The sequence below is a fragment of the Microbacterium sp. NPDC056569 genome (assembly GCF_042793475.1).
Classification (GTDB): Bacteria; Actinomycetota; Actinomycetes; order Actinomycetales; family Microbacteriaceae; genus Microbacterium.
In genome coordinates this window covers 175,561-195,139 of sequence record NZ_JBHTUV010000006.1, presented here as the reverse complement: position 1 = coordinate 195,139, position 19,579 = coordinate 175,561, and the positions used below count along the sequence as shown (strand labels likewise).

Genomic DNA, 19,579 nt, shown 5'->3' with positions numbered 1-19,579 from the left:
TCAATGAACTTCCGACTCACACAGCCCCGGGCACCGAAACCTCAATGAACTTCCGGCTCACACAGCCCCGGGCACCGAAACCTCAATGAACTTCCGGCTCACACAGCCCCGGGCACCGAAACCTCAATGAACTTCCGACTCACACGGGCCAAGGACCCGTGTGAGCCGGAAGTTCAATGACGAAATCGACACATGCCAACCCGACGGAGCCGTGAGAGCCCTACTGCTGCGGCGCGCCGCCGGCGTTCGCCATGGCGAGCAGGCCGTCGATCATCTCGGGGCCGGCTGCGGCGCCGTCGCCCGCGAGGGCGCCCATCATTCCGATGCGGCCGATGGGGAACGACTCCATCATCTTGGACATGTCGACGCCCTCAGGCATGATCGACGCCGCGCTGTCGCCGAGGCCGCCCATCATCTGCGCGATCGCGGCCTGCACGACGGGGCCGGCGACCGGGTGGCTCAGCACCTCCCCCATCGATGACGTGCGCGACAGCGGCAGCGTGAGCACGTCGCCCTCGACGGCGACGGCGGCGGAGGAACGGATGTCGCGGCTCGACGCGGCGACGTCGATCGTGTACTCGCCACCCTCGACGACCCAGCGGTCGGCGCGGATGTCCCAGTACGCGAGATCCTGGCGGCGGACCGTCAGCGTCACGACCTGGCTCTCACCCGGCTCCAGCGCGACCGACGCGAACGCCTTCAGCTCACGCGGCGCGCACTGCACCGACGATCCGGCCAGCGACGTGTAGACCTGCACGACCTCGCGTCCCGCGCGGTCGCCGGTGTTGGTGACGGCGACGGTCACCTCGACGTCGCCGTCGGCGTCGACCTGAGCCGCAGCATCCGTGTACGAGAACGTCGTGTACGACAGGCCGTGGCCGAACGGGAACACGACCTCGAGGCGGCGCGCGTCGTACCAGCGGTAGCCGACGAACAGACCCTCGCCGTAGCGCGTGTGCGAGAACTCGCCCGGGAAGTCGAGGAACGCGGGGGTGTCCTCGAGGCGCACCGGGATCGTCTCGGTGAGCTTGGCCGACGGGTTGACCTCGCCGAACAGCACGTCGGCCGTTCCGCCGCCACCGGCCTGACCCAGCAGCCAGGTCTCGAGGATCGCGGGCACATGCTCGGCGAAGGGCAGCGCCACGACGCCGCCGTTCGAGAGCACCACGACGGTGTTCTGGTTCGCAGCGCGCACCGCGTCGACGAGTGCGAGCTGCGCCGGGGGCAGGTCGATGTCGTCGCGGTCGTAGCCCTCCGACTCGAGACGCGCGGGCAGGCCGAGGAACAACACGGCGACGTCGGCGACGGATGCTGCGCCCACGGCCTCGTCGCGAAGGGCCGAGGCCTCGTCGTCGGAGACCTCGAGCGCGTTGCTGAAGCCCTGCGCGTACGCGACGTCGCCGGTCGCGAGCGAGCGGATCTCGTCGAGCGCGGTGTCGACCCGCGTCGGGTTGATCATCGAGGAGCCGGCGCCCTGGTAGCGAGGCTTCTCGGCGAATTCGCCGATGACGGCGATCTTCGCGTCCTTCGCCAGCGGCAGCACGGCGCCGTCGTTCTTGAGCAGCACGATCGAGCGGCCGGCGGCCTCACGGGCGAGGGCGTGGTGCGCGTCGACGTCGAGCGGGCCCGCGACTGCTCCCGCACCGGCGGTCGCCTTGCGCACGAGATCCAGCACGCGGCCGGCAGCGACATCCACGACCGACTCGTCGAGCGAGCCGTCCTGCACGGCGGCGACGATCTGCGCGTCGGTGACGCCGTTCGAGGACGGCATCTCGAGGTCCATGCCCGCGGCGAGGCCCGGCACGCGCTCGTTCACGGCGCCCCAGTCGGAGACGACGAGACCCTCGAAGCCCCACTCGTCGCGCAGCACCCGGGTCAGGAGCCACGGGTCCTCCGACGCGTACACACCGTTGATGCGGTTGTAGGAGCACATGACGGTCCAGGGCTGAGCGTCCTCGACGACGCGCTGGAAGCCGCGCAAGTAGATCTCACGCAGCGGGCGCGGGTCGACGTCCGACGACGACCGCATGCGGTCGTTCTCCTGGTTGTTGGCGGCGAAGTGCTTGAGGGACGTGCCGACGCCCTTCGACTGGATGCCCTGCACGATCGCCGCGCCGAGCACGCCGGAGACGATCGGGTCCTCGGAGAGGTACTCGAAGTTGCGGCCGCACAGCGGCGAGCGCTTGATGTTGATGCCGGGGCCGAGCAGCACCGCGACGTTCTCGATCGAGGTCTCGGTGCCGAGTGCCTCGCCCACGCGACGGACGAGGTCGACGTCCCACGACGAGCCGAGCCCGACCGCGGGCGGAAAGCAGGTGGCCGGCACGCTGTCGCCGATCCCGAGGTGGTCGCCGCCCTCGCGCTGCTTGCGCAGGCCGTGCGGGCCGTCGGTCACCATGACCGCGGGCACGCCCACTCGCTCGACGGGCTTGGTGTGCCAGAAGCTCACGCCGCTGGTGAGCGACGCCTTCTCTTCGAGGGTGAGGTCCGCGACATCGGGGATGCTCATGGAGTTCCTTACATGTTGAGTGTGACGAGCGCTCCGCTATGAGCACGCTCGCGAAAACCTTACGATATTTGGTTTTGAAAAATCAAGCATTGTTCGGCTTTACTTCTTCTATGACTGAGAGCGGCACGGGGCGACGGGGCTCCTACGCGAAGGGCGTCGCGAAGCGCGAGGAGATCCTCACGCGCGCGCTCGACGTGATCGCCCGCGAGGGCTATCGCGGCGCATCGGTGAAGGAGCTGGCGGACGCCGTCGGGCTCAGCCAGGCCGGACTCCTCCACTACTTCGACAGCAAGGAGGAGCTCTTCACCGAGATCCTCCGCAAGCGCGATGAGCTGGACTCCGTCGGCCAGGGCCTCGACGGCGACCTCCAGCACGGACTGCGGCCTGCGGCCGGCGGCGAACTCCCCGACGTGCGGGACGGCTACCTCGGGGTGATCCGTCACAACGCCGACGTCCCCGGGCTCGTGAACCTGTTCGCCCGGCTGTCGGTCGACGCGGCCGATCCGGAGCATCCGGCACACCAGTTCTTCCTCTCGCGAGGCGAGAGCCTGCGGGGCTTCTTCGCGGCGACGATCGCCGCCCAGCAGGACGCCGGCGCGATCACCGACCGCGTCGACGCCGACACCCTGGCGCGCATCTTCCAGGCAGTCGCCGACGGCATGCAGCTGCAATGGATGCTGGAGCCCGACGTCGACATGGCCGCCACGGTGGGCGCCCTGTTCGAGCTGCTCATCCCGGAGAAGCGATGACGGCCACCACGCTCTACGCCGAGGCCCAGACCACCGCCGGGCGAGTCCGGGGCTTCTGGCGTGGCGAACCAGGAGCCGGCGGATCCGCCGCGTTCCTCGGCATCCCGTTCGCGAAGGCTCCGGTCGGCGATCTCCGGTTCGCCGCCCCCGTGCCCGTCGAGCCGTGGGACGGGGTGCGCGATGCGCTCGCGTTCGGGGCGACGGCACAACGGGGCGACGCCGGGATCACCTTGATCCCCGAGCCGTCGGTCCCCGGCGAGTCGACGCTCAACGTGAACGTCTTCACTCCGGTTCCCGGAGACGCGGATGCCGCGCTCCCGGTGCTCGTCTGGATCCACGGCGGCGGCTACGTCTCGGGGTCGCCGGCCAGCCCCTGGTACGACGGTCAGACCTTCAATCGCGACGGCGTCGTCACGGTGACCATCTCCTACCGCCTCGGGTTCGACGGCTTCGGACACATCGAGGGCGCGCCGTCCAACCGCGGGGTGCGGGACTGGCTCGCCGCACTGGAGTGGGTGCAGGCGAACATCGCCGCGTTCGGCGGCGACCCCGCCCGCGTCACGATCGCCGGGCAGTCCGCGGGCGGCGGCGCGGCGCTGCGCCTCCTGGCCATGCCCGCGGCCCAGCACCTCTTCCATTCGGCGTGGGCGCTCTCTGCCGCCCTCGCCGACGTCCCGGTCGACAGGTCGCGCGCCCTCTCGGCACGACTCGCGCAGCTCCTCGGCGTCGCGCCGACCCGCGAGGGGTTCGCATCCCTGCCCGAGGAGGCGATCCGCGACCAGCAGCGGAAGGCAGCGACCCCTGCGTCTCGCGACCGGCTCGCAGGTGTGCGCGCGGTGCTCGGCGACGGGCTCTCGCTGGGCCCGGCGATCGACGGCGACCTGATCACGCAGCCCACCATCGCGGCGCTGCGCGACGGTGTGGGTTCCGGCAAGCCCCTGCTGCTCGGCGCGACCGACGACGAGTTCACGATGGTCACCGACTCCGCACGCGGCGCCCTGCGGTTCGTGCCGGCGAGCTTCGCGCTGGCGCGACTCCACGTGCCGCGCGAGCGCCGGCGCGCGTGGCTCGCCGGCAACCGCGCACAGCGCCGGCTCGGCACGGCGGCGGTCCTGGGCCGGTTCGCCACCGACACGGTCTTCCGCTCCACCGTGGTGAAGGTCGCTGAGGCACGCGGCGCGGCGCCGACGTGGGTCTACCGGTTCTCGTGGCCCTCGCCGACTCGGCGCTGGTCGCTGCACTGCCTGGACGTGCCGTTCTGGTTCGACCGGCTCGATGAGCCGCACGTCGCGGCGATCGCCGGCGACGCCCCGCCGAAGGACCTCGCCGCTGCGATGCACGGCGCCGCGGTGGCATTCGTGCGCGACGACGAGCCGGGGTGGCGGCGGTGGGCGGACTCGCCGGGTGTCACACGCGTGTTCGGGGGCGCAGCATCCGTCCCCGACGTCGTACCTGACGGCTACGCGAGTGCCCGCGCGCTGGTGTGAGACCCGACGGCGGGTCGTGCGCCGGCTCCGCGGGAGGAACCCGCGACGCGTCAGCTGAGCGCGGCGACGACCTCGCGCTCGAACAGCTCCACGCCCGACAGGTCGTAGGCCGCCTCGGGGAAGTAGTGGATCGCGTAGCCGATCCCGTGGCGCTCCCGCTCCGCGAGCCGCTCGGCGACCTGTTCCACCGCGCCGAAGGCGGGCGAGGTCAGGTAGTCGTGCTCGATGTGGTCGGCGCGCTCCTGCCCGAGGTGCGGCACCAGGCGCTCCTTGACGACGGCGAGGCGGTCGCGCGCCTCGGTCTCGGTCGCGCCGACGATCGTGTTGAAGTTCGACGTGCGCGTGATCTCGGAGAAGTCGCGGCCGAGCGCGTCGCAGTGGTCGCGGAGGATCGCGCTCTTGCGGTCGATGTCGTCGAGCGAGCCGGTGTAGTTCGTGTACGTGGCGTACTTGGCCGCGATCTTGAGCGTCACCTTCTCGCCGCCGCCGGCGATCCACAGCGGGATTCCGCCGTCCTGCAGGGGAAGCGGCTGCACGATCGCACCGTCGACCTGGTAGTGCGTGCCGTCGAGCGTGGCACGACCCGTCGTCCACGCCTGCTGCATGATGTCCACGCCCTCTCGCAGCATCCGGAGGCGCTCGGGAACCGGCGGGAAGCCGTAGCCGTACGCCTCCCACTCGTGCTCGTACCAGCCTCCGCCGATGCCCATCTCGGTGCGTCCGCCCGAGACGATGTCGACGGTCGCGGCGACCTTGGCGAGGTAGGCGGGGTTGCGGTACCCCATGCAGGTGCACATCTGGCCGAGACGGATGCGGTCGGTCGAGGCCGCGAAGGCGGCCATCAGCGTCCACGCCTCGTGGGTCGCCTCTTCGCTCGGCACCGGGGTGGTGTGGAAGTGGTCGTAGACCCACAGCGATTCCCACGGACCCGCGTCGGCACGCTGTGCGAGACCCTTCATCACCGCCCAGTGCTCTGAAGGCTCGATGCCGACGAGATCGAATCGCCAGCCCTGGGGGATGAAGGTTCCGAAGCGCATGACCCCCAGCCTATGGCGATGACGGATGCTGCGGCCCGGCGCCGCGGGGGCCTCGCCGTCGGAACCGCGAAAGGGTATATTCCCGCTCCCCCGCGGCGCAGCGGCCTGCGGAGGAATACACTTTCGCGGATCCAGGCGGTCAGACGTCGGGCAGGACGCGGGCGTGCGGCATCCGTTCTCGCATCACGGTGATCGCGGCGGGGTTGTGGTCGACCAGCACGGCGTTGCGGCCGAGCGCCGAGGCGACCGCGCCGGTCGTGCCGCTGCCCGCGAAGAAGTCGAGCACCCGGTCGCCGGGCCGCGACGAGGCCTGCACGATGCGCCGGAGGATGCCCTCGGGCTTCTGCGTCGGGTAGCCGGTCTTCTCGCGGCCGGTCGTCGGCACGATCGTGTGCCACCAGACGTCGGTGGGGAGCTTGCCGCGCTCGGCCTTCTCAGGGGTGACGAGCCCGGGCGCCATGTACGGCTCGCGGTCGACGGCGTCCGAGTCGAACCAGTACGCCTTCGGATCCTTGACGTACACCAGGATCGTGTCGTGCTTCGTGGGCCAGCGCTTGCGCGTCTTCGCGCCGTAGTCGTACGCCCAGATGAGCTCGTTGAGGAATCGCTCGCGCCCGACGAGCGCGTCCATGAGCACCTTGGCGTAGTGCGCCTCGCGGTAGTCGAGGTGGAGGTAGAGGGTGCCGTCGTCGGCGAGCAGCCGCCACGCCTCGAGCAGCCGCGGCTCGAGGAACCCCCAGTAGTCGTCGAAGGTGTCGTCGTACGCGCGCAGGTCGCCCCGGATCCGCTCGTACTCGCGCCCGTGGAACCCGCGCCGCACGATCGCTTCTCCCGCACCCATTTCCTCGCGAGACTTCAATGGAGCGCCGAGACATCCGTCCGGGACTGCCGTCTCGGCGCCCGGTTGGAGTTTCGCGGAAGGTTCGGGAGGAGAGGGCGACGGATGCCGCGACCTCGCGGTCTCGATCGAGCGCTCCTGCGGGCGGCCGGTGTTGAAGGGCGGGTCGAGGTAGATGAGCGTGAACGCGGCGTCCGGCAGCCGCCGGATCACCTCGAGGTTGTCGCCGTGGTGGATCTCGACGGAGCCGGGGAGCGCAGCATCCGTCTGCCCGATCAGGGAACCCGGCGAAGCCATGCGTCCGTCGCGAACTTGGACTCCACGAGAGCCTCGGCCTCGGCGTATTCGTCGTCGCTGATGTGGCCGGGGACGGCGCCGTAGAGGTTCGTGAAGGTCTCCTCGAGCTTGGCGATGATGGCCTCGCGCGGCAGCCCCGTCTGGCGGCGCAGCGGATCGACGCGCTTCGCGGCCGAGGTCGTGCCCTTGTCGCTGAGCTTCTCGCGGCCGATGCGCAGCACCTCGGTCATGACGTCGCCGTCCATGTCGTAGCTGAGGGTGGCGTGGTGCAGCACGCCGCCGTTCGCGAGGCGCTTCTGCGCGGCGCCGCCGATCTTGCCCTGGGGCGAGGCGATGTCGTTGAGCGGCTGGTAGGTCGCCTCGATGCCGAGGGCACGCAGCGCCTGCAGCACCCAGTCGTCGAGGAACGCGTAGGAGTCGGCGAAGGTGAGGCCCTGGACGAGGGATGCCGGCACATACAGCGAGTAGGTGACGATCGAGTTCGCGCCCATGAGCATGGCGCCGCCGCCGGAGATGCGGCGCACGACGTCGTAGCCGTGCGCGGCGGCGCCGTCGGGGTCGACCTCGTTGCGCAGCGACTGGAAGGAGCCGATCACCACGGCGTTCTCGTCCCACTCCCAGATGCGCAGCGTGGGCCGACGGCGCCCGTCGCCGACACGGCCCGTGAGCACCTCGTCGAGCGCGAGGTTCATGCGCGGGGAGACCGGCTTGTCGTGCACGATCTCCCAGTCGAAGTCGCGCCAGCCGGGGGCGGTGACCAGGGCGCGGCGCACCGCCGTGCCGACCGCCTCGGGCGTGAAGCCCAGCAGCTGCGCCCCCTGGGGCAGGGCCGAGCGCACGGCGGCGGCGATGGTCGCGACGTCCGACTCGATCGGCAGCCCGTTGATCGCGGCGTCGATGTCGGCGAGGGCGTCGTCGGGCTCGAGGAAGAAGTCCCCCGCGAGGCGGAAGTCCGCGATGCGGCCGTCGCGCTCCTCGAGGTCGACCACCACGAGCTTCCCGCCGGGCACCTTGTATTCGCCGTGCATGGGCTTCAGCCTATTGGCCCGGGCGCGACGCGGCCGGGCGTCCCCACGGGAGCGCCCGGCCCCCGCCGAGCTGTGCGCGCCCCGAGGCCGTCACCTCAGGAGCGGTCCGCGATGTGCTTGTCGAGCCACGCGAGCAGGTCGGCGCGGACCTCGGCCTGCATGACCTCGTTGAAGATCTCGTGCCGTGCGTCCGGGTAGACGAGCGTCGTGACGTCGGTGAACCCGGAGCGCGTGCGGTAGGCGTCGGCGAGCCGGTGGACGCTGCGCGGGCCGCCCACGGTGTCGTCGCGACCGACCATGAGAAGGGTCGGGATGTCGGCACCGAGGTTCTTGCGCGGCAGGCCGTACATGCGCAGGGAGTCGACGACGCCGATGAGCTTGATCGGGTCCTCGCTGGTCGTGAGGGGGTCGTCGAGGAACTCGCGCCCCACCGACAGGTCGCTCGAGAGCCACTCGGTGCCCATGGCGCCCGGGCCGTCCCACGGCTTGTTGAGACCGCTGGTGCGGATCGAGCCCGGCATGCGCAGCGCCGTGCCGGTCAGCACGAGCTCGTCGTACGCGTCGGGATGCTCGTTCACGAGCATCTGGGCGAGCACCGAGCCCCCGGAGTGTCCCAGCAGCACGAGCGGCAGGCCCGGATTCTCGGCGCGGATCTGCTGTGTGAACTGCCACATCGTGGCAAGCGCTCCTCGCAGGCCGCCGGGGCCCAGGTGGCCGAGACGGGTGACATCGCCGGCGTGCTGCGTCATGCCCGTACGGCCGTGCCCGCGGTGGTCGGCGGCGTACACGATGTACCCGGCCCCGGTGAGGGCGGCGATCAGCGCGCCGTATCGCCCGGCGTGCTCGCCGACGCCGTGGAGCAGCTGGACGATCGCCCGCGGCTCCCCCTCTGCGGGGTGGACGTCGTAGTAGATCGTGATGTCACGCGCGTCGATGAACTCGGGCATGCGCAGAAGTCTAGGGCGACGCTGCCCGCGCCCCCGCGGGCGACGTCGGCCCGCAGCATCCGTTCGCCGACTTTCTTTAGCAAAACTAATGAGCTATGCTAACTAACCGGATGAGCAGCAACGAGACTTCAGATACCGACACCGGCCCCGACGCCGGCGCTTACGCAGACCTCTCCCCGGCCGCCTCGCAGCTGCGCATCGCGACGTTCCGCCTCGCGCGGCGCATGCGCACGCAGCGCGCCGTCGACTCGATGAGCGACGGGCAGTTCGCGGTGCTCGCGGCGCTCAAGGTGCACGGCCCCCACACGCTCGGCGATCTCGCCGAGCGTGAGCGCGTCTCGGCCCCCTCGATGAACCGCACCGTCAACTGCCTGCAGGACTCCGGCTACATCGTGCGCGGCGCCGACGAGCGCGACGGCCGCAAGGTCGTCATCTCGCTCACTCCCGACGGCATCGCGGTCGTCGAGGAGACCGCCCGCCGCCGCGACGCATGGGTCGAGGCCTCCCTGGCCGAGCTCACGCCGGCCGAGCGCGACACCCTCGCCGCCGCCGCCGAGATCATGGAGCGGATGGTGGCCCGGTGAGCGCGATGTTCCGGTCGTTCTCGGCCTTCAACTACCGCGTCTGGTTCATCGGCGCGCTGGTATCGAACATCGGCGCCTGGATGCAGGCGACGGCGATCAGCTGGGTCGTGCTGACCGAGCTCACCGACAACGACGCCGCCGCGATGGGCGTGACGATGGCGCTGCAGTTCGCCCCGCCGCTGCTGCTCGTCGGCGTCACCGGACTCGTGGCCGACCGCTTCGACCGCCGCAAGCTGCTGCTGATCACGCAGAGCCTGCTGCTCGTGCTCGGCCTCGCGATCGGCGTGCTCATCTTCGCCGGCGTGATGACGCTGCCGATCATGTACCTCTTCGCCCTCGCGCTCGGCGTCGTCGCGGCGTTCGACAACCCGGCGCGCCAGGCCTTCGTCTCCGACCTCGTCGCCCGCGAGAACGCCTCGAACGCGGTCGCGCTCAACGCCGCGTCGTTCAACGGCGCCCGCATGATCGGTCCGGCGGTCGCGGGCATCGTGATCGTCGCGGTGGGCACGGGCTGGGTCTTCGTCGCCAACGCCGTGACCTTCCTCGCGATGCTCGCCGCGCTCCTGCTCATCCGCACGCACGAGCTCGTGCCCCGTGTGAAGGTGCCGCAGTCGTCGCGCCTCGCCGACGGGTTCCGCTACGTCGCCGGACGCCCCGACCTCATCGTCACGTGCGCGATGGTGTTCCTCATCGGCGCGTTCGGCATGAATTTCCCGATCCTCGCGTCGACGATGGCGGTCGAGTTCGGCAAGGAGGCCGACGGGTTCGGCCTGCTGAGCTCGATCCTCGCGATCGGCTCGGTCGCCGGCGCGCTGATGGCCGCTCGCCGCGACCGCGCGCGGCTGCGCGTCCTCATCATCGGCACCGCGATGTTCGGGGTCGCCGCGGTGGTGTCGGCGTTCATGCCGACGTACTGGCTGTATGCGATCACGCTCATGTTCACCGGCTTCGCGGTCGTCACGATGATGACCACCGCGAACGGCTATGTGCAGACCACGACCGACCCGATCCTCCGCGGCCGCGTGCTGGCGCTGTACATGGCGATCCTCATGGGAGGCACCCCGATCGGCGCGCCCATCGTCGGCTGGGTCGCGGCCGAGTTCGGCCCGCGCATGGCGATCCTCGTCGGCGCCGTCGCCGCGTTCGTCGCCTTCGCGATCGGCGCCACGTGGCTGCTCTGGTCGGGCCGCCTGCACCGCCACGAGCAGAAGCGGTTCCGCCTCACGCTCGACGAGACGCGCCCGCTCACCATCGTCGCGCCCGAGGAGTTCAGCGACGAGGTCGCCGGCACCACGCCGATCCGCGTGCTCCCGGGCGACGAGGACGAGATCCGGACCCGCGCCCGCGCGAGCTGACCCGCCGCTCCCCGCCGCTCGGTGTTCGGCAGATGCGGCGGAGCTAGGGGCGGATCGTCAGCGATGCCGACGCTGCGGCCAAGCCGTCGGCGGTGACCGTCACGGTTGCGACGCCCGGCCCGGTCGGCCGCACGATCGCGAGGGCGCGGCCGTCGTAGGTCGTGACCGACGGCCCCGCGAACGACTCCTCGGTGAGGATGCGGCCGGTGCCGAGTCCGACGAGCTCCGCGTCGCTGTCGACGGTCACCGTCACGAGCCTGTCCGCATCGCCCGCGACGACGCCGTCCGCGTCGGCCAGCGCGATCGCGACGAACCCGAGCCCGTCGACCGGGATCTCGGACTGCTCGACGGATGCTGCGAGCCCCACCTCACCGGCCGTGCGCAGCGTCGCGCGCCCGACCTCGGCACCACCCCTGCGGGCGACGGCGACGAGCTCGCCCGGGCGATACTCGGTCTCGAAGCGCGCGCGGAACGCCTTCTCGGTTCCGACCGCGGCGACGCCGACGGTGACGCCGTCGAGCTGCAGCTCCACCTCCTCGGCGGGCGCGTACACGTCGACCGTGACCGGGGCGCCGGGATCGGCGTCCCAGGTCCACGACGACACGGAGTCGTCCCACGACCACGGCGTCGTCGTGGTGGGGCGGCCGTGGTGACGGGGCGGATGGACCGCCAGGTACGGCTCGGTGCGCAGTCCGAACACGATCTCGCGGTAGTAGGAGACCGGGCGGCGGAAGCCCGTGATGTCGATGTCGCCGCAGCCGGCGAGCAGATGGGGGTACGGCCCCACGGTGCCGGTCGGCGCGTAGCCCGGCTCGTCGGTGTAGTCGACGCGGCCGATACCTGCCTCGCCGAGGTAGTCCCAGCCCGTCCACGTGAAGTCGCCGATCACGTGATCGAGGCGCTCGACGAGCTCCCACATCTTCTCGATGCGCGACGGAAAGGTCTCGGACCCTACGATCACGCGGTTCGGGAACAGCTCGCGGTCGAGCTCGTAGCGCGACTCGGCGTAGTTGAACCCGACGACGTCGAGCACCGACGCCGACTCCTCGGTCGAGGCGGTCACGAGCTCGGACGCGTTCGCCGCCGCCATCATGTCGCCCATCGTCGCCATCATGGTGTTCGGATCGGTCGCCGCGGCCTCACCGGTGTCCTCGGGGCGGCCCATCTTGTCCAGGTTCGCGATGATCCCGTTGATGCCGTTGGTCACGAGACGCGTGTCGTCGGCCTCTCGGAAGGCCTCCGCGAGCCGCCGGCTCCACGCGGAGCCCGCCGGCGTCGCGAGCTCGAGGATCTCATTCCCGATCGAGTACATGATGACGCTGGGGTGGTTCACGTCCTTCGCGACGAGCGCCTCGACGTCGTGGCGCCACCGGTCGGGGAAGCTCGGGGCGGCGTCGAACGCGACCTTCGAGCGCGTCCACGTGTCGGTGAGCTCGTCCATCACGAGCACGCCGTGCCGGTCGCACGCGTCGAGCATCGCGCGGCTCATGGGGTTGTGGGAGCTCCGCAGCGCGTTGAAGCCCGCGGCCTTCATCAGTCTCACGCGCCGATCCTCAGCGGCGGCGAACGTCGCCGCCCCCAGCGGTCCGCTGTCGTGGTGGACGCAGGCGCCGCGCAGCTTGACGGTCTCGCCGTTGATGCGCAGTCCGCGCGCCGCATCGACCTGCAGACGACGGATGCCGAAGGTCGCAGCATCCGTGTCGATCAGCTCCCCGCCCTCATCGGCGAGGCTCGTCCGCACGCTGTACAGCGCAGGCACGTCGACGCTCCAGAGCGCCGGAGCGTCGACGGCCAGGCGTACGCGCGCGACGGCGTCGGAGCCGGGGAGCGCCGTCACGGGAGCCGTGCCGGTTGCGACGTCGGAGCCGTCCGGTGCCGACACCGTCCAGGTGAGACGCAGCGTGCGGGAGTGGCGGGAATCGTTGCGCACTGTCGTCGCGAGCTGCACGACGGCCCGATCAGCGTCGATGTCGGGCGTGGTGACGCGCGTGCCGTCGAGGAGGATGTGGACGGGATCGGCGACCACGAGGTGGACCGGCCGATAGATGCCCGCACCGGAATACCACCGGCTGTCGCGGTGCGCACGCGCCTCGACGGTGACGCGGTTGGGCTCGCCGTAACGCAGATACGGGTCGAGCACGGCCTCGAAGGAGTTGTAGCCGTTCGGCTCGTGGACGACGGCGTCGCCGTTCAGGAAGACCACGGCGTCCCGATAGACGCCCTCGAACTCGAGGCGCACGGTCTTGTCGCGCCACCCGGCCGGAACGTCGAAGGTCTTCGCGTACTCGAAGACACCGCCGGAGACGTACCCGGTGTGCACGCCCTGGTCGCTGTCCGCCGAGCGCGGCAGATCCCGCACGGCGTCGTGCGGCAGGCGGACGGACCGGGGCGCGGACTCCGGCGTCGGCGCCTCGAACGCACCGAGCTTCGGGCCGGCGGTCCAGCCGTCGAGGAAGGGCTCGCGGATCATGCGGGGCTCTCCTCGTCGGCATCGGCGGCACGGGCGTCGAGCGCCTGCTCGAGGGACTCGAGATCGTAGCCGGCCACGAAGCCGCGGAAGAACTCGGCGAGCGCCTCGGCCATGTCGGTGGACTCTCGATCGAGCAGCCACTGCACCTGCAGGCCGTCCATGAGCGCGGTCGTCGCGACGGCGGCGCGATACGGGTCGACGCCGGGCAGGAGACGCCCCGCATCGGCGATCCGACCGAAGGCGCGCGCGATGCTCTCGCGCACGAAGACGTAGCGGCGCTTGAAGTACTCGTGGGCGGGATGGTCGGGCGACGTCGCCTCCGCCGAGAGGGTGCAGTAGAGCTCCACGACGCCCGGCGACGCGGCGTTGCGGCCGGCGAGGTCGGCGAGACCGCGCAGCGCCTCGACGCCGTCGGGCTGCTCGAAGTCGACGACGTTCCGCGAGAGGTCGTCGCGGTGATCGAGCACCGCCATCAGCAGAGCGCTCTTGCTGCGGAAGTGGTGCAGCAGCCCCGCCTCGCTCATGCCGACGCGCTGCGCGACCTCGCGCAGCGACCCGGCGCGATACCCCGACTCGGCGAAGACCTCGAGGGCGGCATCGAGGATCGCCTGCCTCTTCGCTTCGCTCTTCGCGTACTCGCCCCGCGGGCGGCGCACCGCTTTCGCGGCCGTCGTGTCGCTCATCGCTTCACCGTATCCGCTCGCGCCGGCCGCGTTGGGCATCGGGCGAACGACCCTTCTCTAAAGGTTCTACAACGAATTCCGAGCGATCGCTAGAAATTAATCTCAAAAACCTAGCGTCTATTCGGAATTGGTGTTAGCGTCTCCCGCACAAGGCGATCCGCAGGGGCATCGCCACGACGAAAGTGGGACCAAGGATGTTCCGATGGAAGGCCACAGCAGCCGCTCTCGCGGTCGCCGCCATCGCCCTCACGGGATGCGCCGCGAGCGGCGGCTCCGGTTCGGGTGACGGCGACGGAAGCGGGACCCTCACGCTCGGCGCGGTCGCCGCGCCGACCACGTTCGACCCCGCCGGCTCCGAGTGGGGCAACCGCGCGCCCTTCTACCAGGCCGTGTATGACACGCTCCTCCTGGCGACGCCGGAGGGCACGATCGATCCCTATCTGGCGACCGAGTGGTCGTACAACGACGACAACACGGTCCTCACCCTCACGCTCCGCGATGACGTCACCTTCAGCGACGGCTCCGAGCTCGACTCGGCCGATGTCGTCGCGACCATGCAGCGCTCGAAGGACGGCACCGGACCCGACAAGGGCTACTTCACCAACGTCGCGACCATCGAGGCACCCGATCCTCAGACGGTCGTCCTGACGCTCAGCGCCCCCGACCCCGCGCTGCTCAGCTACCTCACCCGCACCGCCGGTCTCGTCGCCGCCAGCGAGTCGCTCGAGAGCGCCGACCTGGACACGACGCCCGTCGGCTCGGGCCCCTACGTCCTCGATACGTCCGCGACCGTCACGAGCACGAGCTACGCGTACACGAAGAACGAGGACTACTGGAACCCGGACGTCCAGCACTACGACAACCTCGTCATCAATGTCTTCACGGACCCGACGGCCGCGCTCAACGCGATCAAGGCCGGCGAGGCGAACGGCGTGAAGCTGATCAACAACGACAACCTCGCCGAGGTCGAGGGAGCGGGCTGGACGATCAACGCCAACGAGCTCGACTTCCAGGGTCTCCTCCTCCTCGACCGCGCCGGCACGATCCAGCCGGAGCTCGCCGATGTCAAGGTGCGACAGGCGATCAACTACGCGATCGACCGTGAGGGCATGCTGAAGGCGGCCGCTGCCGACAAGGGCACCGCCACGACGCAGGTGTTCCCGACCACGAGCGACGCCTACGACACCGCTCTCGACGAGTACTACACCTTCGACCCCGACAAGGCGAAGGAGCTGCTCGAGGAGGCCGGCTACGGGGACGGGCTGACGCTGCAGATGCCGACCGTCCAGGCCTTCGGCGGTGCGACCTACCCGCTCATCCAGCAGCAGCTGGCCGACGTCGGCATCACGATCGAGGGCGTCGAGGTCGCGCCGAACAACTTCATCGCCGACCTCCTGGCCCCGAAGTACGGCTCGTCGTTCATGGCTCTCGAGCAGAATCCCGACTGGCAGCTCATCCAGTTCATGATCGCGCCGACCGCCGTGTTCAACCCGTTCCACTACGAGGACCCGCAGGTCAACGAGTACATCGAGCAGATCCAGTTCGGCGACGAGGCGACGCAGGCCGAGGTCGCGAAGGAGCTCAACACCTACATCGTCGAGCAGGCGTGGTTCGCGCCGTTCTACCGCGTGCAGGGCTCCGTCGGGACCGACGCGAACACGTCCGTCGAGATGCTCCCGACCAACGCGTTCCCGAACATCTACGACTTCCAGCCGAAGCAGTAGAACACCACCCCCGGCCCGCCCGTCCCGACGGGCGGGCCGGACCATCTCCCCTGAGATACAGGAGCGCAGCATGCTCACGTTCATCATCCGCCGCGTCCTCGCCGGCGTGGTCCTCCTCTTCGTCGTCTCCGCCCTGGCCTTCAGCCTCCTCTACCTCGACAGCGCCAACATCGCGCGCCGGCTCGTGGGCCAGAGCGCCACCGCGGAGCAGGTCCAGCAGAAGGCGCAGGAGCTCGGCCTCGACCGCCCCCTCGTCGTGCAGTACTGGGACTGGCTCACGAACGCCCTCACCGGTGACCTGGGCCGTTCGTGGTTCAACGGCCAGCTGGTCGTCGTGAGTCTCTCCGGGCGCCTCGCGGTCACCCTCTCACTCGTCATCGGCACGACGATCGTCACGGCGATCGTCGCGGTGATCCTGGGCGTCCTCGCCGCGCGCCGCGGCGGCTGGGTCGACAGCACCGTGCAGTTCATCTCGGTGCTGGGCTTCGCCATCCCCGGCTTCCTCATCGCCCTGTACCTCGTGCTGATCTTCGCGATCAACCTGGGGTGGTTCAAGGCGACGGGCTACGTGCCGATCGCCGAGTCGTTCCCCGGCTGGCTGTCGTCGGTGACTCTCCCGATCGCCGCACTGTCCTTCGGAGCGATCGCCGCCGTGACGCAGCAGATCCGCGGCTCGATGATCGACGGACTCTCACGCGACTACGTCCGCACGCTCCGCTCACGCGGCCTCGACACCCGCAGCGTCGTCTACAAGCACGTCCTGCGCAACGCCGGCGGACCCGCGCTCGCGATCCTCGCCGTGCAGTTCATCGGACTGCTGGGTGGCGCCGTCATCGTCGAGTCGATCTTCGCCCTCCCCGGCATGGGCCAGCTCACCGTCCAGGCCGGGCTCCAGAACGACATCCCGGTGATGATGGGGCTCGTCGTCGCCACGGCCGTCATCGTCATCATCGTCAATCTCGTCATCGATCTCGCGCAGGCTGCGCTCAACCCGAAGGTGCGACTGTCATGACCGCCATCGAAGTACCTCCCGCGATCCCGACGCCGCACGTCAAGACGTCGTTGTTCCGCCGGCTGCTCCGCAAGCCCGTCGGGGTCATCGCGCTGACGTATCTCGCCTTCGTGATCCTCATGGCGGTCATCGGCCCCTTCATCGCGCCGTACCCGCCGAACGAGGCATCGCTGCAGCTCGTGCTCGCACCGCCGAGCCCCGAGCACCTCCTCGGCAACGACAGCGCGGGTCGCGACGTCCTGTCGCGCCTGCTGTGGGCGACCTCGGTGACGCTGGCCGCAGCATCCGTCGCCGTCATCACGTCGCTGGTCATCGGGGTCGTCGCCGGCCTCATCGCCGGTTACTACAAGGGCTGGTTCGACTCCGCCGCCTCGTGGGTGACTTCGCTCGTCATGGCGCTGCCGGGCATCGTCGTGCTGATCGCGGCTCGCACCGTCCTCGGCCCCTCGGTGTGGTGGTCGATGCTCATCTTCGGCATCATCCTCTCCCCCGCCTACTACCGTCTCGTCTACGCCACGGTCGTCGGTGTGCGCGGCGAGCTTTACGTCGACGCAGCCCGCGTCTCCGGCCTCTCGGACATGCGCATCATCGGCCGGCACATCCTGTCGGTCGTCCGCGCGCCGATCATCATCCAGACCGCGATCATCGCCGGCATCGCGATCGGCATCCAGTCGGGGCTGGAGTTCCTCGGCCTCGGCGACGCGAGCGTCCCGACCTGGGGCTCGATGCTGAACGACGGCTTCGCCAACATCTACCGCGCGCCGATCCTCATGCTGTGGCCTTCGCTCGCGATCGCGACGACGTGTATCGCGCTCACGCTCCTGGCCAACGCCATGCGCGACGTGCTCGAGCGGACCGCGAGCGTCCGCCGTCGCCGACGCCGCGCGGTCACGACCGCGACGGGCTCGATCGCCGCCGTCACGACGTCGCTCGCGACGAGCGGCTCCGATGCCGAACCCATCGAGGACTCGACGGAGCTGCCCGTCGTCGCCGAGACGATCGTCCACCCGGACGACGTCAAGACGGCGCAGGGCCCCCAGGACGTCGTGCTCGCGATCCGCGACCTCCGCGTCGCGTACCAGCAGCCCGAGGGCGCCGACATCGAGGTCGTTCACGGCGTGTCGCTCGACGTGCGCAAGGGCGAGATCCACGGCCTCATCGGTGAGTCGGGCTCGGGCAAGACGCAGACGGCGTTCGCCGTCCTGGGCCTCCTGCCCCGCGGGGGACACGTCTCGGGCGGCTCGATCGACTACGAGGGCACGCAGCTCGCGGACGCCTCGGAGCGCGTGTACGCGGGCATCCGCGGCAAGCGCATCGGGTACATCCCGCAGGAGCCCATGTCGAACCTCGATCCGTCCTTCCGGATCGGGTACCAGCTCGTCGAGCCGCTGCGCAAGAACCTCGGCCTGTCGACCAAGGAGGCGACCGACAAGTCGCTCGCGCTCCTCGACCGCGTCGGCATCCCGAACCCGAAGCGCACGTTCGACGCCTACCCGTTCGAGGTGTCGGGCGGTATGGCGCAGCGCGTGCTCATCGCCGGCGCCGTCTCGACCGATCCCGACCTCATCGTCGCCGACGAGCCGACGACGGCCCTCGACGTGACGGTGCAGGCCGAGGTGCTCGACCTGCTGCGCGATCTGCAGCGCGAGCGGCACATGGCGATGCTACTCGTGACCCACAACTTCGGCGTCGTCGCCGACCTGTGCGACAGGGTCACGGTCATGCAGCAGGGTCTGTTCGTCGAGCAGGGGCCGGTCCGCAAGATCCTCGGCTCGCCCGCCCACCCGTACACGCACTCGCTGCTCGGCGCGATCCTCGACGAGGGCCCCGCCCGGCCGCCCCTGGCCGGCACGATCGCCACCCCCGGCACCGCTTCGGAAGGAGCCCGGTCATGAGCACGCTGCTCGACGTCAAGGATCTCGAGGTCGAATACCCCGGCAAGGGGTTCCGCGCCAAGCCGTTCCGCGCCCTCAAGGGCGTCTCGCTCGACATCCGTCCGGGCGAGACGGTCGGTCTCGTCGGCGAGTCGGGGTCGGGCAAGACGACGCTCGGCCGCGCCGTCCTGGGCCTCGCGCCGGTGACGGGAGGGTCGATCACGTACGGCGGCCGCGACATCGGCCACCTGAACCGGCGCGAGCGCCGCGACCTGTCCAGCGAGATCCAGGTCGTCTTCCAGGATCCCTACTCGTCGCTGAACCCGTCGCTCACGATCGAGCAGATCCTGTCCGAGCCGCTCACCGCGCGCGGCGGCGCGGCCAAAGAGGCGAAGGCGCGAGTGCGCGACCTGCTCGACCGGGTCGGGCTGCCCGCGAACGCCGCGGGCCGCCTCCCCCGCGAGTTCTCGGGTGGTCAGCGCCAGCGCATCGCGATCGCGCGCGCCCTGGCCCTCGACCCGAAGCTCATCGTGTGCGACGAGCCCGTGTCGGCGCTCGACCTGTCGACGCAGGCACGCGTGCTCGACCTCTTCATCGAGATCCAGGAGCGCACCGGCGTCGCCTACCTCTTCATCTCCCACGACCTCGCCGTCGTCCGGCACATCAGCCACCGCGTCGCGGTGATGTACCACGGCGAGCTCGTGGAGACGGGCGGCGGCGACCAGGTCACCTCCCGCCCCGAACACCCATACACGCAGCGGCTCTTCCTCGCCGCGCCCGTGCCCGACCCCGACCACCAGGCCGAGCGGCGCGCAGCGCGCCGCGCGCTGCTGGCGGAGCAGGCCGCGCACACCGCCCGGAACGAAGGAGAAGCCGCGTGACGACCACGACCCAGCCGGCGACCGTCCAGCACCTCATTCCGCTGCTGGAGCGGCTGACCCTCGAGCAGAAGGCGGAGCTCATCCAGGGCGCCGACTTCTGGACC

15 protein-coding genes are annotated in these 19,579 nt (G+C 70.2%); 8 read left to right on the top strand and 7 right to left on the bottom strand.

The features are described 5' to 3' along the window. Nucleotides 1–220: 220 nt before the first annotated feature. Entirely contained in the window at nucleotides 221–2,509 is a 2,289-nt protein-coding gene (locus ACFQ7C_RS09305) for a glycoside hydrolase family 3 C-terminal domain-containing protein (RefSeq protein ID WP_378899464.1), read from the bottom strand. Nucleotides 2,510–2,619: 110 nt separating this feature from the next. Here ACFQ7C_RS09305 and ACFQ7C_RS09300 point away from each other — a divergent pair, with 110 nt between their 5' ends. Together ACFQ7C_RS09300 and ACFQ7C_RS09295 are read left to right on the top strand one after the other, a co-directional pair. After that, complete coding sequence (locus ACFQ7C_RS09300; protein WP_378899461.1) at nucleotides 2,620–3,258, top strand: TetR/AcrR family transcriptional regulator; 639 nt, start codon at nucleotides 2,620–2,622, stop codon at nucleotides 3,256–3,258. Next, nucleotides 3,255–4,745 (top strand): carboxylesterase family protein, encoded by a 1,491-nt coding sequence (locus ACFQ7C_RS09295; protein ID WP_378899458.1) that lies wholly within the window; start codon nucleotides 3,255–3,257, stop codon nucleotides 4,743–4,745. Before ACFQ7C_RS09300 ends, ACFQ7C_RS09295 begins: the two co-directional genes overlap by 4 nt. Before the next feature lie 50 nt (nucleotides 4,746–4,795). On the opposite strand, the gene ACFQ7C_RS09290 is transcribed toward ACFQ7C_RS09295, so the two are convergent. The 4 genes from ACFQ7C_RS09290 to ACFQ7C_RS09275 all read right to left on the bottom strand — a co-directional run bounded on the left by ACFQ7C_RS09290 (nucleotide 4,796) and on the right by ACFQ7C_RS09275 (nucleotide 8,892). Next, nucleotides 4,796–5,782, bottom strand: a complete 987-nt coding sequence (locus ACFQ7C_RS09290; RefSeq protein WP_378899455.1) for an LLM class F420-dependent oxidoreductase — start codon at nucleotides 5,780–5,782, stop codon at nucleotides 4,796–4,798. Between the two features lie 139 nt (nucleotides 5,783–5,921). Continuing rightward, the gene (locus ACFQ7C_RS09285; RefSeq protein ID WP_378899452.1) at nucleotides 5,922–6,917 is read right to left on the bottom strand and encodes a DNA-methyltransferase; all 996 of its coding nucleotides are present in this window, start codon (nucleotides 6,915–6,917) and stop codon (nucleotides 5,922–5,924) included. Further along, a complete protein-coding gene (locus ACFQ7C_RS09280; RefSeq protein WP_378899450.1) occupies nucleotides 6,896–7,945 on the bottom strand; it encodes a biotin/lipoate A/B protein ligase family protein in 1,050 nt (349 codons plus the stop codon). The genes ACFQ7C_RS09285 and ACFQ7C_RS09280 overlap by 22 nt, the downstream gene beginning before the upstream one ends. A 95-nt stretch (nucleotides 7,946–8,040) precedes the next feature. Continuing rightward, nucleotides 8,041–8,892: an alpha/beta hydrolase gene (locus ACFQ7C_RS09275; RefSeq protein ID WP_378899448.1), complete on the bottom strand. Its 852-nt coding sequence runs from the start codon at nucleotides 8,890–8,892 to the stop codon at nucleotides 8,041–8,043. A gap of 110 nt (nucleotides 8,893–9,002) precedes the next feature. Between ACFQ7C_RS09275 and ACFQ7C_RS09270 the strand changes: the two genes are divergently transcribed. Beyond that, nucleotides 9,003–9,476 carry a MarR family winged helix-turn-helix transcriptional regulator gene (locus tag ACFQ7C_RS09270; protein ID WP_378899446.1) on the top strand — a complete coding sequence of 158 codons (474 nt, stop codon included), beginning with the start codon at nucleotides 9,003–9,005 and terminating at the stop codon, nucleotides 9,474–9,476. Nucleotides 9,477–9,481: 5 nt separating this feature from the next. Beyond that, a complete protein-coding gene (locus ACFQ7C_RS09265) occupies nucleotides 9,482–10,831 on the top strand; it encodes an MFS transporter (RefSeq protein WP_378899598.1) in 1,350 nt (449 codons plus the stop codon). Nucleotides 10,832–10,874: 43 nt separating this feature from the next. Here the strand turns inward: ACFQ7C_RS09265 and ACFQ7C_RS09260 are convergent, their stop codons facing one another. Together ACFQ7C_RS09260 and ACFQ7C_RS09255 are read right to left on the bottom strand one after the other, a co-directional pair. Continuing rightward, nucleotides 10,875–13,301, bottom strand: a complete 2,427-nt coding sequence (locus tag ACFQ7C_RS09260; RefSeq protein ID WP_378899443.1) for a glycoside hydrolase family 2 TIM barrel-domain containing protein — start codon at nucleotides 13,299–13,301, stop codon at nucleotides 10,875–10,877. After that, nucleotides 13,298–13,984, bottom strand: a complete 687-nt coding sequence (locus tag ACFQ7C_RS09255; protein WP_378899440.1) for a TetR/AcrR family transcriptional regulator — start codon at nucleotides 13,982–13,984, stop codon at nucleotides 13,298–13,300. The genes ACFQ7C_RS09260 and ACFQ7C_RS09255 overlap by 4 nt, the downstream gene beginning before the upstream one ends. A gap of 194 nt (nucleotides 13,985–14,178) precedes the next feature. Here ACFQ7C_RS09255 and ACFQ7C_RS09250 point away from each other — a divergent pair, with 194 nt between their 5' ends. From ACFQ7C_RS09250 to ACFQ7C_RS09235, 4 genes are all read left to right on the top strand, one after another. Beyond that, nucleotides 14,179–15,708, top strand: a complete 1,530-nt coding sequence (locus ACFQ7C_RS09250; RefSeq protein ID WP_378899437.1) for an ABC transporter substrate-binding protein — start codon at nucleotides 14,179–14,181, stop codon at nucleotides 15,706–15,708. Between the two features lie 70 nt (nucleotides 15,709–15,778). After that, entirely contained in the window at nucleotides 15,779–16,720 is a 942-nt protein-coding gene (locus ACFQ7C_RS09245) for an ABC transporter permease (RefSeq protein WP_378899434.1), read from the top strand. Continuing rightward, on the top strand, nucleotides 16,717–18,615 hold the full coding sequence (locus tag ACFQ7C_RS09240) for a dipeptide/oligopeptide/nickel ABC transporter permease/ATP-binding protein (protein WP_378899431.1): 1,899 nt from the start codon (nucleotides 16,717–16,719) through the stop codon (nucleotides 18,613–18,615). Before ACFQ7C_RS09245 ends, ACFQ7C_RS09240 begins: the two co-directional genes overlap by 4 nt. Beyond that, nucleotides 18,612–19,475, top strand: coding sequence for an ATP-binding cassette domain-containing protein (locus ACFQ7C_RS09235; protein ID WP_378899428.1), 864 nt, complete (start codon nucleotides 18,612–18,614; stop codon nucleotides 19,473–19,475). The genes ACFQ7C_RS09240 and ACFQ7C_RS09235 overlap by 4 nt, the downstream gene beginning before the upstream one ends. Nucleotides 19,476–19,579 lie beyond the last annotated feature (104 nt).

Coding starts and splice junctions, on each gene's coding strand:
- ACFQ7C_RS09305 (WP_378899464.1), bottom strand. CDS start 2,509: ATGAGCATCCCCGATGTCGCGGACCTCACCCTCGAAGAGAAGGCGTCG.
- ACFQ7C_RS09300 (WP_378899461.1), top strand. CDS start 2,620: ATGACTGAGAGCGGCACGGGGCGACGGGGCTCCTACGCGAAGGGCGTC.
- ACFQ7C_RS09295 (WP_378899458.1), top strand. CDS start 3,255: ATGACGGCCACCACGCTCTACGCCGAGGCCCAGACCACCGCCGGGCGA.
- ACFQ7C_RS09290 (WP_378899455.1), bottom strand. CDS start 5,782: ATGCGCTTCGGAACCTTCATCCCCCAGGGCTGGCGATTCGATCTCGTC.
- ACFQ7C_RS09285 (WP_378899452.1), bottom strand. CDS start 6,917: ATGGCTTCGCCGGGTTCCCTGATCGGGCAGACGGATGCTGCGCTCCCC.
- ACFQ7C_RS09280 (WP_378899450.1), bottom strand. CDS start 7,945: ATGCACGGCGAATACAAGGTGCCCGGCGGGAAGCTCGTGGTGGTCGAC.
- ACFQ7C_RS09275 (WP_378899448.1), bottom strand. CDS start 8,892: ATGCCCGAGTTCATCGACGCGCGTGACATCACGATCTACTACGACGTC.
- ACFQ7C_RS09270 (WP_378899446.1), top strand. CDS start 9,003: ATGAGCAGCAACGAGACTTCAGATACCGACACCGGCCCCGACGCCGGC.
- ACFQ7C_RS09265 (WP_378899598.1), top strand. CDS start 9,482: ATGTTCCGGTCGTTCTCGGCCTTCAACTACCGCGTCTGGTTCATCGGC.
- ACFQ7C_RS09260 (WP_378899443.1), bottom strand. CDS start 13,301: ATGATCCGCGAGCCCTTCCTCGACGGCTGGACCGCCGGCCCGAAGCTC.
- ACFQ7C_RS09255 (WP_378899440.1), bottom strand. CDS start 13,984: ATGAGCGACACGACGGCCGCGAAAGCGGTGCGCCGCCCGCGGGGCGAG.
- ACFQ7C_RS09250 (WP_378899437.1), top strand. CDS start 14,179: ATGTTCCGATGGAAGGCCACAGCAGCCGCTCTCGCGGTCGCCGCCATC.
- ACFQ7C_RS09245 (WP_378899434.1), top strand. CDS start 15,779: ATGCTCACGTTCATCATCCGCCGCGTCCTCGCCGGCGTGGTCCTCCTC.
- ACFQ7C_RS09240 (WP_378899431.1), top strand. CDS start 16,717: ATGACCGCCATCGAAGTACCTCCCGCGATCCCGACGCCGCACGTCAAG.
- ACFQ7C_RS09235 (WP_378899428.1), top strand. CDS start 18,612: ATGAGCACGCTGCTCGACGTCAAGGATCTCGAGGTCGAATACCCCGGC.